Here is a 15,138-nt window from a genome sequence, read left to right as displayed (position 1 = left end):
CTGCACGCTAACTGTCTGGACGCCAATGCGAAATACCCTCGCGTCTGTCCGGGCTGCGGGCGGTGGCCCCGGCGGCCTAGGCTCGGCGAGCAGGTGAATGTCGCGGCAGGCGGTGCCCTCCGCGCGACTAGAGTGTTCCACCGGGGATGCCCAGACCTGGGCCGGCACGTGGAGGTACGGCCATCGAAAGCCAGAAGAACGGCGAGTCGTCCGGCGTGTCGTCGCCCGGCACACAGACCGACCGGTCCGGCTTCGCCGCGATCCGCTCGGTGCTGCGCATCCGGCCGTTCCGCCGGCTGTGGATCGTGCTCAGCGCGGCCTCCTTCGGCGACTGGCTCGGCCTGCTCGCCACCGCGCTGTTCGCCGCCTCCCAGGTGTCCGGCAGCACCGCCCAGGGCGCGGCCTTCGGCGGCGTGACCGCGATCCGGCTGCTGCCCGCGCTGGTGCTCGGCCCGATCGCGGGCGTCTTCGCCGACCGGTTCGACCGCCGGTGGACGATGGTCATCTGCGACCTGCTGCGTTTCGTGCTCTTCGCCTCGATCCCGCTCTACGCGCTCACCGGCGCGGCGGGCGGCCTGGTGGTCGGCTGGGCGCTGATCGCCACCTTCCTGATCGAGTCGATCACGTTGCTGTGGATCCCGGCCAAGGAGGCGGCGGTCCCCAACCTGATCCCGCGCACCCGGCTGGAGGCGGCCAACCAGCTCACCCTGATCACCACGTACGGCCTGACCCCGGTGGCCGCCGCCGTCGCGCTGGCGGTGCTGACCCGTGGCCTGCCCGGCGCGGTCGGCGGCAACCTGCCCGACTGGGCCCAGCCGGCCCAGCTCGCGCTCTGGTTCAACGCCTTCTCCCGGCTGGCCACCGCGCTCGTGGTGGCGTTCGGGATCAAGGAGATCAGCGAGGCCCAGCGCGGCGAGGCGGAGCGCACCGAGCAGAGCATGTTCCGCCAGTTCTCCGAGGGCTGGAGGTTCATCGGCCAGACGCCGCTGGTCCGCGGCCTGGTGCTCGGCATCTTCGGCGCGTTCGCCGGCGGCGGCATCGTGGTCGGCACGGGCAAGTTCTTCGCCAACTCGCTCGGCGCCGGTGACGCCGCCTTCTCGCTGCTCTTCGGCGCGATCTTCGTGGGCCTGGCGCTCGGCATCGGGCTCGGCCCGATGATCGTGCGGGACATGTCCCGCCGCCGCTGGTTCGGCATGAGCATCGTGCTGGCCAGCGCATCGGTGCTGGTGCTCGCGTTCGCCATCCACCTGTCCATGGCCATCGTCGGCGCGATCCTGGTCGGGGCCGGCGCCGGCATGGCGTTCCTGGCCGGCACCACGCTGCTCGGCGGCGAGGTCGCCGACGAGGTGCGCGGCCGGGTCTTCGCGGTGGTGCAGATCGGCACCCGGCTCGTGCTGATCCTGGCCATCGCGCTGAGCAGCCTCCTGGTCGGCGTCGGTGGCTCCCGCCAGCTCGCCATCGCCGACCTGGGCATCTCCATCTCCTCGACCCGCCTGCTGCTCCTCGCCGCCGGCGCGGCCGGCATCTTCGCCGGGATCAGCGCGTTCGGCCAGATGGACGACAAGAAGGGCGTGCCGGTCCTCGCCGACCTCTGGGGCTCGATCCGGGGCCGCCCGCTCATGCCGGCCGAGCCGTTCGTCTCCTCCGGCCTGTTCGTGGTCTTCGAGGGCGGCGAGGGCGCCGGCAAGTCCACCCAGCTCGCCGCGCTCGCCGAGCGCCTGCGTGGCGGCGGTCGGGAGGTCGTGGTCACCCGCGAGCCGGGCGCCACCGGGGTCGGCGAGCGGATCCGCTCGCTGGTGCTGGGCACCGCCCACGACGACGCGCCGTCGCCGCGCGCCGAGGCGCTGCTGTACGCCGCCGACCGCGCCCACCACGTGGCCACCGTGGTCCGCCCGGCGCTGGTCCGCGGCGCGGTGGTGATCAGCGACCGCTACGTCGACTCGTCCCTGGCCTACCAGGGTGCCGGCCGGACACTGCCGGTCGACGAGGTCTCCTGGCTCTCCTCCTGGGCCACCGGCGGGCTCAAGCCCGACCTGGTGGTCCTGCTCGACGTCGACCCGCACACCGGGCTGGGCCGGGTGGCGGCCCGCAGCGCGGACGCCGACCGGCTGGAGGCCGAGTCGGTGGCGTTCCACGAGCGGGTCCGCTACGCCTTCCTCGACCTGGCCGCCGGCGACCCGAAGCGCTACCTGGTCCTCGACGCGTCGCGCCCGGTCGAGGAGATCGCCGACGCGGTCGCGCGCCGGGTGGACGAATTCCTCGTCGACCCGGCCGGGATCGTGCACCCGCGCCCAGCCCAGGGGCCGGACACCTCGGTCCAGCCCGAGTTATCCGACGCGGAGCTGGTGGCGATGGAGCACCGCCGAAGATGACGGACGTCTTCGGCGACCTGGTCGGGCAGGACGAGGCGGTGGCGACGCTGCGGCGGGCCGCCGCGTCCGCCGCCGCGCTGCTGCGGGCCGGCGCGCCGGTCGCGACGCCCGCCGGCGGCGGGGACACCGACGGGTACGACGACCTCGACGCGCTGGCCGAACAGTTCGACCGGCCCGGCGACCCGGGCGGACCCGGCTCGGGCACGTCCGGCGACCTCGGCGAGCCGGCCGCTGCCGCGGAACCGGGCGCCGGGATGACGCACGCGTGGATCTTCACCGGGCCGCCCGGCTCCGGCCGCTCGGTGGCCGCCCGCGCGTTCGCCGCCGCGTTGCAGTGCGTGCACGGCACCGGCTGCGGTCGCTGCCCCGGCTGCCACACCACGCTGGCCGGCACCCACGCCGACGTGCGGCTCGTGGTGCCCGAGGGGCTCTCCATCGGCGTCGGCGAGATGCGCGCGCTGGTGCTGCGCGCGGCGAGCACGCCGTCCGGCGGCCGGTGGCAGGTCGTGATCATCGAGGACGCCGACCGGCTCACCGAGGCCGCCGGCAACGCGCTGCTCAAGGCCGTCGAGGAGCCGCCCCCGCGTACGGTCTTTCTGCTCTGCGCCCCGTCCACCCACCCGGACGACGTCTCGGTGACCATCCGGTCGCGGTGCCGGGTCGTACCGCTGCGCCAGCCGTCGGCCGGCGCGGTGGCCGAGGTGCTGGCGCGCCGGGACGGCATCGCCCCCGACGTGGCGCAGTGGGCCGCCGCGGCCGCCCAGGGGCACGTGGGCCGGGCCCGGCGGCTGGCCCGGGACCCGGAGGCCCGGCAGCGTCGGGAGGCGGTGCTCGCCGTGCCGCGCCGGCTCACCGGTGTGGGCGCGGCGTTCGACGCCGCCTCGGCGTTGATCGAGGCCGCCGAGGCGGAGGCCGCCGCCTCGGTCGCGGAGGCCGACGAGACGGAGCGGGCGGCGTTGCAGACCGCGCTCGGCGCGGGCGGCACCGGCCGGGGCGCGGCCGGTGCCATGCGGGGCGCCGCCGGCCAGCTCAAGGAGCTGGAGAAGCGGCAGAAGTCGCGGGCCACCCGGGCCCAGCGGGACTCGCTCGACCGGGCGCTCGTGGATCTGGCCGGCTTCTACCGGGACGCGCTCACCATGGCGCTGCGGGCGCCCGTCGACCCGGTGCACACCGACACCGCGACGACGGCCGCGGCCGGCGCGCGGAAGTGGGATGCCGAGGGCTCGCTGCGCCGCCTGGAGGCGGTGCTGGAGTGCCGGGCGGCGATCGAGGCGAACGTCAAGCCCCGGATCGCGGTCGAGGCGATGATGCTCTCCCTCTGGCGGGGCTGAACCCGCTGTCCGCACGCTGTCCACAGGGCATCGACACGCGCGATTGACGTGCGGTACGGTCCGGTGATGCCGTGGTGACCGAGGCGGCACGCTCAGTGATGGCGGCGTCGGGGTGGGGCCGGCGGTGCCGACCGGCCGGGAGGAGTGCGCCGATGGCGCGGGGGGAGATCGACGAGGCCTGGATCGAGGAGGCGGTGCGGCGTTACCGCCGCATCGAGACCCTGCAGGCCGAGTTCGACCAGGCGGTCGCCACGGTGGAGGTCACCGTCCGCTCACCCGACGGGCTGGTCGAGGTGGTGGTCACCGCCGGCGGGCGGATCACCGACGTCCGCTTCCTCGGCCCGCTGCACCAGCGCCACCCGCGCGACGTGGCCAACTCGGTGCAGGCCGCGGTGACCGCCGCCGCCGACGCCGCCCAGTGGGCCCGGGAGAAGCTGCACAACGAGACCTTCGCGGCCTACCGGCCGCTGGCGGGAGCCTGAGATGGAATCGCTGCGCGCGCTGGCCGACCGCCTCGACGACGCCGGCGCCACGCTCGCCACGCTGGCCCGCACGGTGACCGCCACCGACCCGCCGCACCCGGCGTTCGGCGCCCACGCCACCGGCCGGCCCGGCGAGGTGGGGCGGGCCCTGCACCGGCAGTGGATGGCGGCCACCGCCGACCGGGCGCGCGAGGCGCAGGCCGCCGCCAACCGGCTGGCCGCCGCCGCGGCGGCGCTGCGCAGCGCCGCCGAACGCTACGCGGCGGCCGACGAGGCGGTCTCGCGCCGGTTCGCCCGGGAGGCCTGATGGACGCGCTGGACCGCCTCGCCGAGCCGGGCCTCGACCTGCTCACCCGGGTCGACACGCTGCTCGCCGCCGGCGCTCCCGAGGGGCACCGGCTCTGGCCGCTGCTGCGCCGGATGCAGGTGCTCCCCGGCGCGGCCGTGCGCGAGTTCCTCGACCTGCACCCCGCGCCGCTGACCGGCGCCGGTCACGCCGTGCGCCGGCTGGTCCGGGGCTACGACGACGCCGGTGCCGTCCTCGCCGACCAGGTCGCCTGGTCCGGGTCGGCCGCCGCGGCCTACGACGACGCCCGCGCCGCCCTGCTCCGGCACCTCGACGAGGGGCCGGAGAGCCTGGTCGGCCGGCTGGAGTCGACCGCCGGCTACGCGGACGCGCTGGCCGGCTGGGTGGAGAGCAGCCGGGCCGCGCTGGCCCGGGTGCTCGCCGAGGTGCTCGGCTCGGCCGAGGCGGTCACCGTGCACGCCGCCGCCCGACCCGGGGCCGAGGCCGGCCCGGCCGGTGCCGCGGCGGCGGCGGAGATCGCCACCCGGGTGCTGAGTGTGCTCGGGGTGGCCTACGACGGAGCCGAGACGTTGCTGCGCCAGTGGGGGCCGAGCCTGGCGGAGACGACCTGGCGGGACCGCGCCGTCTCCGCGCCGCGCTACGGCGGCACCACCCGGATCGGCTACTGACGGTCCACGGCGTCGCACGCCGATCCGGCCGTGGCCGGGCACCGGCGTGCGACGCCGTGGCCTTCCCCTGCACCCCCCGCAGGTATGCCTTCACTCAACGCGGTCGGCAGGCGTTTGTCCCGGCGCCGGCCCAGGTTTCAACCGTCCGGGCGAGGCGTGGGGGTCGCTTCGGCCGGGTCGACCGGGATGGATCGCTGCGCGGTGTGACCGGACGGCGACCGGTGAGCCGACCGGCGGCGCGGGTCCGCGTAGGGTGGGCGCATGGGCATGCTCTGCGCGGTCAGCTTCAACCGGTACGGGCGCCTCTACTACCTCGACCCGGGTGAGTTGCGCCCGCAGGTGGGCGACCGGGTGCTGGTGCCCACCGACGACGGGCCGGAGGTGGCCGAGTGCGTCTGGGCCGCGCAGTGGGTCAGCGAGGACACCGACGGTTTCCCGAAGCTGGCCGGGCCGGCCGGCGACGACGACCTGCGCCGGGACGAGGTGCTGCGCCGGCGCAAGGCCGACGCCAAGGTGGCCGCCAAGCGGCTGATCCGCGAGCACGGCCTGCCGATGAAGGTGGTCGCCGTCGACCACGTCCTCGGCACGCCGGAGACCGGCAGCGACCGCACCACGATCTACTTCACCGCGCCGCACCGGGTGGACTTCCGGTCCCTCGTGCGCGACCTGGGGGCGACCCTGCACTGCCGGGTCGAGCTGCGGCAGCTCTCGGCCCGCGACTCGGCGCGGGTGCAGGGCGGCATCGGCTCCTGCGGTCGCGACCTGTGCTGCGCCACCTTCCTCACCGACTTCGAGCCGGTGACCATCCGGATGGCGAAGGACCAGGACCTGCCGCTCAACCCGCTGCGCATCTCCGGCGCCTGCGGGCGGCTGATGTGCTGCCTGAAATACGAACACCCGCTCTACCAGCGGTTCCAGGAGTCGGCCCCGGCGGTCGGCGCCCGCGTCGACACGCCCCGGGGCGAGGGCAAGGTGGTCGGCCACAGCGTCCCGCGCGACGCCGTCACGGTCCGCCTCGACGCCGACGGCTCCCGCTGCCAGTGCAGCCGCGCCTCCGTCTGCGCCCCCCGCCAGTCCCACGACCAGCACTACAACCCCTCCTGACCCCCCTCCGCGCGTTGATCATGAAGTTAGCGGCGAAGTCGATCTCCATTCGGACTGCTAACTTCATGATCAACGAGTGGGTGGCGGTCAGCGGAGGGTGATCGGGGGTTCGGCCAGGCGGGGGTCAGGGGTCTTCGGGGTCAGCCAGGAGGCGGTGGGGGAGTCGTCGGAGTTCAGGCGCCAGGCGTGGGAGACCTCGTCCAGGGCGATCGGGTAGATCGTCAGGGTGCCGTCCGGGTCGAACCGGAACCGGAGGAACGCCTTCGAGTCCTCGATGCCCTGCGCGGCGAACAGCTCGTTCAGGTTCACCCCGAACGCGCCCGCCACCAGCAGGTAGAGCGCCACCAACTGGCTGGCGACCAGCCCGCTGACCGGGCCGTAGAGCACCACCGCCGCGACCGCCGGCAACGGCCACGGCCACTCGTAGAACGGCAGGTGCAGCCAGAGCCAGGTGCCACCGGCGGCCAGCGCCACGTGCGCCACCCCGTGCGCCACCCCGAGGATCCAGTGCCGGGCGTGCCGCTTGCCGCCCGCGTTGGGGGGCTTGGCGAAGAACGCCGCCCCCAGCAGCGTCACCACCAGCATCGCCACCAGCGGAACGCTGAACAGCCGCTGCGCGGTGGAGTCCGCCCGCTGCGCCGCCACCCCGGCCATGGCCAGCATCAGCAACGTGTGCAGGGTGCCGAGCAGCGTGGTGAAACCCGGGTTGCGGAACGGCAGCCGGCCGAAGATGCCCCAGCCGTACCGGCGGGAGCGCGCCTTCTCCGGATAGCGGGCGGCCAGCTCGTACTCGCGGGTGCGGCTGGCGCGCCGGGTCAGCGTGTCCCGCGGCGGCACCTCCAGCTTCTCCGGCAGCTTGTGCGTCGGATACAGGTAGGCGCCACCGCCGCCGCACGTGACGAGCTGCCGCTCCGGGCCCGCGTACCGGGCGTAGTGGTGCAGGTCGCCGGAGACCAGCAGCCGGACCTGCGCGCCGGTGGGCGCCACGATGGTACGGATGAAGTAGTCGACCGAGTCGTACGCGTTGGGGTGGTCGGCGGCCTTGACCCACGTCGGCGCCGGCACCGCCACGATCACCCGGGAGCGCGGGGTGAGCTTGCGGGCCACCTCGTCGAAGTAGGTGAGCTGCGGATCGTCCAGGTACGACCCGGACTGGTCGTCGAGGCCCAGCAGCCACCAGCCGGCCGGCAGCTCGATCGCGAAGTACGAGCGGGACTGGCCGGTGCCCCAGCCGCCGAAGTGCCGGTCCCGCGACCGGACGAACAGGCGCAGGAACGCGGTCAGGCCGTCGTACCAGTCGTGGTTTCCCGGCACCGCGAAGAGCGTCGGACGCTCCGGCGGGGCGACCGGCAGCGCCGCCTGGTACGGGCCCTTGCTCCGGTCCTCGTACGCCTCGTAGCCGGCCGACGGGTAGACCTGGTCGCCGCCCATCACCAGCGTCTGCGCCCGGGGCAGCCGGTGCCCGTCGACGGTCAGCTCCGGCTGGGCGAGCAGGTAGGCGATCGAGTAGGTGGCGTCGAAGCCGTCGCCCAGGTCGGCCACGTAGTCCAACCAGAGCCCGCCGTCCGGCCCGACCTGCCGGAACGTGTCGTCGCCGAAGGCGTTCTGTAGTTCGCGCTTGTCCAGGTACGCCCCGAACAGCATGGCCAGCAGCGTCCGCAGGCCGGTGCTGATCAGCAGCAGCGGCGCGAGCCAGGGGACCGGCCGGCGCGGGGTGAAACCCAACTCCAACGGGTCGAGGCTGTGCGGCCGGCGGGTGGCCCGCTCGCCCGGTCGCGTCTCGGGGTCCGGCTGGCGCGGCGGTACGTGATCGTCGCTCACCCGCCGCAGGGTAGTCCGCGCCGGCCGGGAAATCTCTCCCGAGCCGAGCGGGATGAGACCCGATGTCCGGTTCCGGACGAGGGGGATCCCGTTCGGCGCCCGGCCGAGCGTGCCGTACACTTGACGATCGTTGCCGCCTTAGCTCAGTCGGCTAGAGCGACGCACTCGTAATGCGTAGGTCGACGGTTCGATTCCGTCAGGCGGCTCGGCACCGAAGCCCAGGTCATCGACCTGGGCTTCGTTCTTTTCCCACGGTCGACGGCGATGAGTTCCGGTTCGGCGCCCGGTCTGTAGTTCCGTGCACCCGCTCTCCCGACCACCGGGGTGAGCGTCATGACCGCTACGTACCGGAGGCAGGCGTGAAGCTTCTTCTCACATCCGCGGGCGTCCAGAACCCGAGCATCCGCGACGCGCTGGTCGACCTGCTGGGCAAGCCGATCGCCGAATCCCACGCCCTCTGCATCCCCACGGCGTGCCACCCCATGGGCGGACCGGCCTCGGCCTGGCGCTTCGTCAGCGGTCAGACGCCGCTGCCCATGACCGGGCTGGGCTGGAAGTCGCTGGGCGTCCTCGAACTGACCGCGCTGCCCAGCGTCGGCGCGGAGCGGTGGGTCCCCTGGGTCCGGGAGGCCGACGTCCTGCTCGTGGCCGGCGGCGACGCCACGTACCTGGCGTACTGGATGCGGCGGTCCGGGCTGGCGGACCTCCTGCCGTCGCTGCGGGACACCGTCTGGGTGGGGTTGAGCGGCGGGAGCATGGCGCTGACCCCGCGGATCGGCGCGGACTTCGTCGGGTGGCAGTCCGCGCCGGACGACCGCACGCTGGGGCTCGTCGACTTCTCGATCTTCCCGCACCTGGGTATGGAGCCGGACAACACCATGGCCGGCGCGGAGCGGTGGGCGGCCGAGATCGGGGGTCCGGCGTACGCCATCGACGACCAGACGGCCATCACGGTGACCGACGGCGCCGTCGAGGTCGTCTCCGAGGGGCAGTGGAAGCGGTTCGCCTAGGAGCCGGGGCAACCGGTTGGCGGGTCGGCTTCGCGCCGGGCCCCGGTCGACCGATGAGTTCGGGCCGGTCACGCGGTCCATCCCGGTGACAATTGATTTCCGCACTGACCTGGAGTTGCCGCCATGGCCGATCCCACCGTGACCGTCAGCCTGCCGATCGCCGACCGCGTGACGTCACACCGCTTCTACGGGGAGGTCTTCGGCTGGGCGGCGTTCGGGGAGCGGGCGCCGGACGGGGTTCCCGAGCCGCTCCAGTTCGCGGTGAACGACGGCCTGCGGCTGATGCTGGTGCCGAGCGGCGGCTTCGGTTGGGTGATCGGTGACCACGAGGTCGCCGAGCGGGGACACAGCGAGTGCGTGCTGAGCTGGGTCGCCGGGGATCCCGCCGAGGTGCGGCGGCTCGTCGAGCGGGCCCGGGTCGCGGGCGCCCGCGTGGTGACGCCGCCGGCCGAGCAGCCGTGGGGCTACACGGCGACGTTCGCCGACCCGGACGGCCACCTGTTGATGGTGACGGCGTCCTGAGCCGGCCTGCGGCCCGGTGTGCGGTGGTGACCCGCCCCCGACCGTCGCAGGTGCCCTAGCATGCGGTGGATGACCGGGGATGCGGGTGCGTGGCCGGAGACCCCCGATCCGACCCGGCGGGTCGACTCGTCCGGTCGGGGGGACCGGGTCGGGCTGCCCGTCCCCGTCGACGCGGCCTGCGTCCTGCTCGCGGTGCTCGTGCTCCTCGGTTCGTGGGGCGGCATGGTGCTGGTGGTCGCCGACCAGGTCGTCCCGACGTGGTTGGTGAGCGGTGCCCTGCTGCTCGCACCGCTGGTGATCACACCGTTCTGGCACCTCGTCGACAGGTGGGCGCGCGTGCCGGACGACGTGGGTCGGAGCACCCGGACGCGCCGGGCGCTCGTGCTGCTCACCGTCGTCGCCTGGGCGGGCACCGGACTCGGCCTTTTGGGCGATCTTCCCGCCACGTACCGCGTGCTGGAGCCGGGTGGGCCGGACGGCTGCCGGGCGGTCGCGCGGCAGCGGTCGTTCCTCTTCGCCGGCAGTGGTCAGGTGTACGCCGTCCCGGCCAGCGGGATCGGATGGCAGGTGAGTTCGTGGACCGCCGACGACGGCGGCAAACCGATCACCGACCACGCGTACAAGCTGAGGTGGAGCGACGACGGCGGCCTCCTGCTCCTGCGCGGCTCCGGCGGTCAGCCGGTCTGGCCCGGTATGCACGAGGTCGACTGCCGCTGACTGCTCGCGGGGGCCGCCGCGGCTGCCGACTTCCACGACGCGAAGCGACGAAGGGGGCCCGGCGGGCGCGACCGCATCGGTCGGCCCGCCGGGCCCACTCCGGCAGGGAGGCAGGTCTAGCGGGGCGGGACGGTGCCCGTCGGCGCGTACTCGGGTTCGGTCTCCGGGGGCGGCTCCTCGTCGGTCTCCGCGCGGTGCCGGGCCGCCGGGTCCGGCAGGTCGGCCCCTGCGGACGGGTCGGGGATGCCGCCGGGCGCGATCGTGCCCCGCCAGCCGCCGGACTCCACCTGCCGGCCCTCGATGAAGTCCTTGAACCGTTCCAGATCCGACTCGGCCTGGCGGTCCACCAGGTTCAGTTTCTCGCCGGCCTGCTCGACCAGGCCCTCCGGCTCGTACTCCAGCAGGAGCTGGACCTGGGTGCGGTGGGCGTCGATCGGCGCGAAGCGGACCATGCCGGCGTTGGGGGTGCCGGCGGTGGCGGCCCACGCGACGGTGCGGTCCGGCACCTGCTCGACGATGGTGGCGTCCCACTCGCGCTGCACGCCGGCTATCTCGGCCACCCAGTGCATCCGCCGGTCGTCGAGCTGGCGCACCTCCCGCACGCCGCCCATGAACCGCGGAAAGTCCTCGAACTGTGTCCACTGGTTGTAGGCGGTGCTGACCGGCACGTCGACGTCGATGGACTTCTCGACCTTCCTGGTCATGACCACTCCTTGTCGTCCCGTCATCTGCACCGGAACCGGTACCCCGCCGGCAGCGGCCTAACCGGGCCGTCCGGCATTGCCCACGTCCGGGGGAGCCGCTATCGTTCCCTGGCCAGACGCCCCAGAGTTCGAGGATCGCGGTGACTTCCCCGGAGTTGACGAACCAGGTTTCCCGGGACGGTGCCCGCACCGAGGAGGCGACCGGGCGCGGCCCGAGCCGGTTCCGGGGCGACGTGGCCGGGCTGCGCGCCGTGGCCGTCGGGGTGGTGCTGCTCTACCACGCCGGGCTGTCGTTCCTGCCCGGCGGTTTCGTCGGGGTCGACGTCTTCTTCGTGATCTCCGGCTTCCTCATCACCGGGCAGCTCATCTCCGAGATCGAGCGGACCGGGCGCGTCTCCCTGATCGGTTTCTACGCCCGCCGGGCCAAGCGGATCCTGCCCGCCGCGACGGTGGTGCTCGCGGCGACCGCGGTGGCGGTCCGGCTCTTCGTGCCCCGCGGCGACTGGCAGGCCATCGGCGGCGACATCGCCGCCGCGGCGGTCTACGTGGTGAACTGGCGGTTCGCCGACCGGGCCGTCGACTACCTCGCCGCCGACAACGCGGTGGAATCACCGGTGCAGCACTTCTGGTCGCTCGCCGTCGAGGAGCAGTTCTACCTGGTCTGGCCGTTGCTGATCGTCCTGGCGATCCTGGCGGCGCGGGCGCTGCGGCGCTCCGACGTGCGGCCGGTGCTGTGGATCGGTCTGGCGGTGCTGGCCGTGCCGTCGTTCGTCTGGTCGATCCTGGAGACGGCGAACTCGCCGGCCCGCGCGTTCTTCGTCTCGACGACGCGGTTGTGGGAACTCGCCGTGGGCGCCGGCGTCGCGCTGATCGCGGCCCGGGCGGCCCGGATGCCACGCGCGGTGGCCGTCGCCCTGGGGTGGCTCGGCCTCGCCGCGATCCTGGCGGCGTCGCTGCTGGTGAGCGGCAAGACGGCCTGGCCCGGGTACGCTGCCGCGCTGCCCACGCTCGGTGCCGCCGCGGTGATCGCGGCCGGCCCGGCGGCGGGATCGCGGGGGCCGGTGCTGGTGCTCGGCACGCTGCCGTTCCGCTGGGTCGGTGACCTGTCCTACTCGCTCTACCTGTGGCACTGGCCGATGCTCGTGGTGGCCGCCGCCCACTGGGGGAAGCTGTCGACGGTCGAGGGCCTGGCGGTGGCGCTCGCCTCGGTGGTGCCCGCCTGGCTCACCTTCCGGCTGGTGGAGAACCCGCTGCGCTACTCGCGGAAGATCGCCACGTCGCCGCGGCTCGCGTTGAGCCTCGGCGGCAACTTCACCCTGGCCGGGATCTGCGCCGGCCTGGCCCTGGTCCTGCTCGGCGCGTGGGCGGCCGCCGCGGTCCCCACCAAGAGCCGGTACGCGCCGGGCGCGGCGCTGCTGTCGACCAGGGCCGGCACCGCTCCGATCGGCCCGGTGCCGGAGCGGTTCGACGTGATCACGCCGGATCCGCTGCAGATCCGGCAGGGGTTCCTGGACGTGCCGGTCACGAAACGGGACAACTGTTTCCAGCAGGTCGAGGGCGCCGAGGTGCGGTGGTGCACGTACGGCAACCCGGATGGCGCGACCACTGTCGCCCTGGTCGGCGACTCGAAGATGGACCAGTGGCTGCCGGCGTTCCAGGTGCTCGCCGAGCAGAACGACTGGAAGCTGGTGATCGCCGCCAAGGCGGGGTGCGCGTTCACCAGCGCCAAGGTGCTCAAGGGTGACAAGTCCGGCAATCCCTACACCGACTGCATCGAGTGGAACCGGGCGCTGCTCAGCCGGCTCATGCAGGAGCGTCCCGACTACGTGGTCACCTCCCAGTCGGCGCCGACCGCGCTGAACCGGACGGGCCGGGGCGTCTCGGTCGACGCGATGGTCGCGGGCGTGCGGTCCTCCTGGAAGAAGCTCGACTCGGTGGGCTCGCAGGTCGTCGTCATGGCCAACAACCCGCTTCCCCCCGGCGCGCCGGTGGCGTGCGCCGACGAGAACCGGAAGCGCCTGTCCGTCTGCGCGTTCGACCGCCGGCTCCACGACCAAGACCAGGCCTACCGGATGCAGCGGCGGGCGGTGACCGGGGTGCCCGAGGTCAAGATGATCGACCTGTTCGACGCCATCTGCCCGACCGACAGGTGCCCGGTCGTGTTCGGCAACGTGCTGATCTACCGGGGCGGTTCACACATCGGCGCCGCCTACGTGAAGACCACCGCCCCGCACCTCGCCCGGGCCCTGTCCGACGTGGGGGTGCCGGCGGTCTACGCGCCGGCGAAGTGACCGCTCAGACGTAGAGCTTCTTGGCGTAGTCGGGGCCGTAGTGCCGTTCCAGGTCGGCGAGGCTCTCCGCCGGGGCCTCCACCTCCTTGATCAGCCGGGGCCGCGGCGGCAGCGCGTCCGGCTGCCAGGTCTCCGGCTGCCACAGCTCGGAGCGGAGGAACGCCTTCGCGCAGTGGTAGAAGATCTGCTCGACGGCCACCTCGACGGCGAGCACCGGACGGTGGCCCTTGACCTCCATGGCGGCGAACCAGGGCGCGTCGCGGAGCAGCCGGGCCCGGCCGTTGATCCGCAGCGTGTCGGTGCGGCCGGGGATCAGGAAGATCAGGCCGACGTGCGGGTTGGCCAGGATGTTGCGGTAGCCGTCGGCGCGCCGGTTGCCGGGCCGTTCCGGGATGGCGATGGTGGTGTCGTCCAGCACCAGCGTGAAGCCGGGCGGGTCGCCCTTCGGCGAGACGTCGCAGCGGCCGTCCGCGTCGGCGGTGGCGACCAGGCAGAACGGCGAGGCGGCCAGCCACTCCCGGTCCCGCTGGTGCAGCGTGCGGCGTTCCTTGGCCAGCGCCCGGCCGGTCGGCGCGCCCAGCAGGTCGCGTAGTTCCTCCGGGCTGGTGATCTCGTGTGTCGTCACGTCTGCCTCCCCCGTCCGTTGACCTTGACGACGGTTCCGGCCCGCGACGGCTCCGGATCCGTCATGGTCAGTGTAGGAGAGCGCCGGTCGTCGGGTTTGCCCGCGATGACGGCGGGTGGGGACCGGATCGCGGCGCGTGTCCGGACACGACGGTTGGAGGCGGAGATGGAGAGCCGACTCAAGGTGCTCGGCCATCCCGTGCACCCGATGCTGGTGATGTTCCCGGTGGCGCTGCTGGTCACCGCGGTGATCTTCGACCTGGTCGACACCGTCGGCGGGCCGGACTTCCTCGGCGAGGTCGCCTACTGGAACATCACCATCGGCCTGATCGGCGGTCTGCTGGCCGCCGCGGCCGGCGCGTTCGACCTGCTCGCCCTGCCGGCCGGCACCCGGGCCAAACGGGTCGGGCTCCTCCACGCCGCCGCGAACATCGCGGTGATCCTGCTCTTCGCCGCCGTCTGGGTGGTGCGGCTCAACGCCGAGTCGCGCGCCGCCGGCGGCGCCCTGATCGCCATCGAGGTGGTCGCCGTGGCGATCCTCGGGATCAGCGCCTGGCTCGGCGGCGAGCTGGTGGACCGGCTCGGCGTCGGCGTCGACCCGGAACACGACCTCGACGCCCCCAGCTCACTGCGACCCCGCTCGGCGCGGATCGGCGGCGCGCGATGACGGACCCGAAGGGCTGGCGGGGCCGCCAGCAGGGCTGGGACCCGATGGGCGAGCTGCAGTCGCTGCGCTCCGAGCTGAGCCGCCTGGTCGGCGGCCGCTCCGGCACCCCCGACGTGGAGGTGTCCGAGGTCGCCGACGGCTGGGAGGTGCTGGTCCGGCTGCCGGGCGTGGCACCCGAGGAGGTGGCCGTCGAGCTGGACGACCGGGAGCTGTGCGTACGGGCCCGGTCGGAGGCCGAGGTCAACGCCGACCACGGCATCCCCGGCGGGTTCACCACCCGGGGCTTCGAGTACCGCGTCGACCTGCCGTCGCGCGTCGACCCCGAGCGGATCGACGCGGTGATGGACCACGGCCTGCTCCGGGTGCGGTTGCCCCGGGCGGTCCGGCCCGCGCCGCGCACCATCACCGTCGGCCGCACCGGCCCGCGCGCCACCAACGGTCGTACGCCGAGCCAGGCCGACCCGGCCGCGGACCGGGAGCTGCACCACCCGGACACCCGTCCCTAGGGCCGCCGTGAC

At 73.9% G+C, this 15,138-nt stretch carries 14 protein-coding genes, 1 tRNA gene and 1 pseudogene; 13 read left to right on the top strand and 3 right to left on the bottom strand.

Annotation, left to right across the window (positions count from 1 at the left end):
- Positions 1-215: 215 nt before the first annotated feature.
- From tmk to H1D33_RS21915, 6 genes are all read left to right on the top strand, one after another.
- The gene (gene tmk, locus H1D33_RS21940) at positions 216-2,372 is read left to right on the top strand and encodes a dTMP kinase (protein WP_307755235.1); all 2,157 of its coding nucleotides are present in this window, start codon (positions 216-218) and stop codon (positions 2,370-2,372) included.
- Positions 2,369-3,703: a DNA polymerase III subunit delta' gene (locus tag H1D33_RS21935; protein WP_181571362.1), complete on the top strand. Its 1,335-nt coding sequence runs from the start codon at positions 2,369-2,371 to the stop codon at positions 3,701-3,703. Before tmk ends, H1D33_RS21935 begins: the two co-directional genes overlap by 4 nt.
- 152 nt (positions 3,704-3,855) lie before the next feature.
- Positions 3,856-4,185 carry a YbaB/EbfC family nucleoid-associated protein gene (locus tag H1D33_RS21930; protein WP_181571363.1) on the top strand — a complete coding sequence of 110 codons (330 nt, stop codon included), beginning with the start codon at positions 3,856-3,858 and terminating at the stop codon, positions 4,183-4,185.
- A 1-nt stretch (position 4,186) separates the two neighbouring features.
- Complete coding sequence (locus H1D33_RS21925; protein WP_181571364.1) at positions 4,187-4,492, top strand: hypothetical protein; 306 nt, start codon at positions 4,187-4,189, stop codon at positions 4,490-4,492.
- Entirely contained in the window at positions 4,492-5,160 is a 669-nt protein-coding gene (locus H1D33_RS21920) for a hypothetical protein (protein WP_181571365.1), read from the top strand. Before H1D33_RS21925 ends, H1D33_RS21920 begins: the two co-directional genes overlap by 1 nt.
- Before the next feature lie 261 nt (positions 5,161-5,421).
- The gene (locus tag H1D33_RS21915; protein WP_181571366.1) at positions 5,422-6,264 is read left to right on the top strand and encodes a PSP1 domain-containing protein; all 843 of its coding nucleotides are present in this window, start codon (positions 5,422-5,424) and stop codon (positions 6,262-6,264) included.
- An 87-nt stretch (positions 6,265-6,351) separates the two neighbouring features.
- Here the strand turns inward: H1D33_RS21915 and H1D33_RS21910 are convergent, their stop codons facing one another.
- Positions 6,352-8,205 carry a metallophosphoesterase family protein gene (locus H1D33_RS21910; protein WP_414685433.1) on the bottom strand — a complete coding sequence of 618 codons (1,854 nt, stop codon included), beginning with the start codon at positions 8,203-8,205 and terminating at the stop codon, positions 6,352-6,354.
- Positions 8,206-8,217: 12 nt separating this feature from the next.
- Here H1D33_RS21910 and H1D33_RS21905 point away from each other — a divergent pair.
- The 4 genes from H1D33_RS21905 (at position 8,218) to H1D33_RS21890 (ending at position 10,334) form a co-directional block, all read left to right on the top strand.
- Positions 8,218-8,291: transfer RNA gene (locus tag H1D33_RS21905), tRNA-Thr, on the top strand.
- Positions 8,292-8,444: 153 nt separating this feature from the next.
- Positions 8,445-9,095, top strand: a complete 651-nt coding sequence (locus tag H1D33_RS21900; protein ID WP_181571367.1) for a Type 1 glutamine amidotransferase-like domain-containing protein — start codon at positions 8,445-8,447, stop codon at positions 9,093-9,095.
- 123 nt (positions 9,096-9,218) lie between these two features.
- Positions 9,219-9,617, top strand: coding sequence for a VOC family protein (locus tag H1D33_RS21895; protein ID WP_181571368.1), 399 nt, complete (start codon positions 9,219-9,221; stop codon positions 9,615-9,617).
- Positions 9,618-9,686: 69 nt separating this feature from the next.
- The gene (locus tag H1D33_RS21890) at positions 9,687-10,334 is read left to right on the top strand and encodes a hypothetical protein (RefSeq protein WP_181571369.1); all 648 of its coding nucleotides are present in this window, start codon (positions 9,687-9,689) and stop codon (positions 10,332-10,334) included.
- 257 nt (positions 10,335-10,591) lie between these two features.
- Here the strand turns inward: H1D33_RS21890 and H1D33_RS21885 are convergent.
- Positions 10,592-11,038, bottom strand: a pseudogene (locus H1D33_RS21885) (SRPBCC family protein); the annotation flags it as partial.
- 140 nt (positions 11,039-11,178) lie between these two features.
- Between H1D33_RS21885 and H1D33_RS21880 the strand changes: the two are divergent.
- Complete coding sequence (locus H1D33_RS21880) at positions 11,179-13,329, top strand: acyltransferase family protein (RefSeq protein ID WP_181571371.1); 2,151 nt, start codon at positions 11,179-11,181, stop codon at positions 13,327-13,329.
- Between the two features lie 4 nt (positions 13,330-13,333).
- Here H1D33_RS21880 and H1D33_RS21875 read toward each other — a convergent pair whose 3' ends face one another.
- A complete protein-coding gene (locus H1D33_RS21875) occupies positions 13,334-13,954 on the bottom strand; it encodes a pyridoxamine 5'-phosphate oxidase family protein (RefSeq protein ID WP_181571372.1) in 621 nt (206 codons plus the stop codon).
- 165 nt (positions 13,955-14,119) lie between these two features.
- Between H1D33_RS21875 and H1D33_RS21870 the strand changes: the two genes are divergently transcribed.
- Together H1D33_RS21870 and H1D33_RS21865 are read left to right on the top strand one after the other, a co-directional pair.
- Positions 14,120-14,620, top strand: coding sequence for a DUF2231 domain-containing protein (locus tag H1D33_RS21870; protein ID WP_181571373.1), 501 nt, complete (start codon positions 14,120-14,122; stop codon positions 14,618-14,620).
- Complete coding sequence (locus tag H1D33_RS21865; RefSeq protein ID WP_181571374.1) at positions 14,617-15,126, top strand: Hsp20/alpha crystallin family protein; 510 nt, start codon at positions 14,617-14,619, stop codon at positions 15,124-15,126. Before H1D33_RS21870 ends, H1D33_RS21865 begins: the two co-directional genes overlap by 4 nt.
- The last annotated feature ends 12 nt before the right edge of the window (positions 15,127-15,138 follow it).

Source organism: Micromonospora ferruginea, assembly GCF_013694245.2.
Classification (GTDB): Bacteria; Actinomycetota; Actinomycetes; order Mycobacteriales; family Micromonosporaceae; genus Micromonospora; species Micromonospora robiginosa.
This window is presented reverse-complemented; position numbering and strand designations above follow the sequence as displayed.

Bases quoted from the DNA above. Each gene is read 5' to 3' on its own strand.
- H1D33_RS21865 (WP_181571374.1), top strand. From the start codon at position 14,617: ATGACGGACCCGAAGGGCTGGCGGGGCCGCCAGCAGGGCTGGGACCCG.
- H1D33_RS21920 (WP_181571365.1), top strand. From the start codon at position 4,492: ATGGACGCGCTGGACCGCCTCGCCGAGCCGGGCCTCGACCTGCTCACC.
- H1D33_RS21870 (WP_181571373.1), top strand. From the start codon at position 14,120: ATGGAGAGCCGACTCAAGGTGCTCGGCCATCCCGTGCACCCGATGCTG.
- H1D33_RS21925 (WP_181571364.1), top strand. From the start codon at position 4,187: ATGGAATCGCTGCGCGCGCTGGCCGACCGCCTCGACGACGCCGGCGCC.
- H1D33_RS21935 (WP_181571362.1), top strand. From the start codon at position 2,369: ATGACGGACGTCTTCGGCGACCTGGTCGGGCAGGACGAGGCGGTGGCG.
- H1D33_RS21915 (WP_181571366.1), top strand. From the start codon at position 5,422: ATGGGCATGCTCTGCGCGGTCAGCTTCAACCGGTACGGGCGCCTCTAC.
- H1D33_RS21930 (WP_181571363.1), top strand. From the start codon at position 3,856: ATGGCGCGGGGGGAGATCGACGAGGCCTGGATCGAGGAGGCGGTGCGG.
- H1D33_RS21895 (WP_181571368.1), top strand. From the start codon at position 9,219: ATGGCCGATCCCACCGTGACCGTCAGCCTGCCGATCGCCGACCGCGTG.
- H1D33_RS21890 (WP_181571369.1), top strand. From the start codon at position 9,687: ATGACCGGGGATGCGGGTGCGTGGCCGGAGACCCCCGATCCGACCCGG.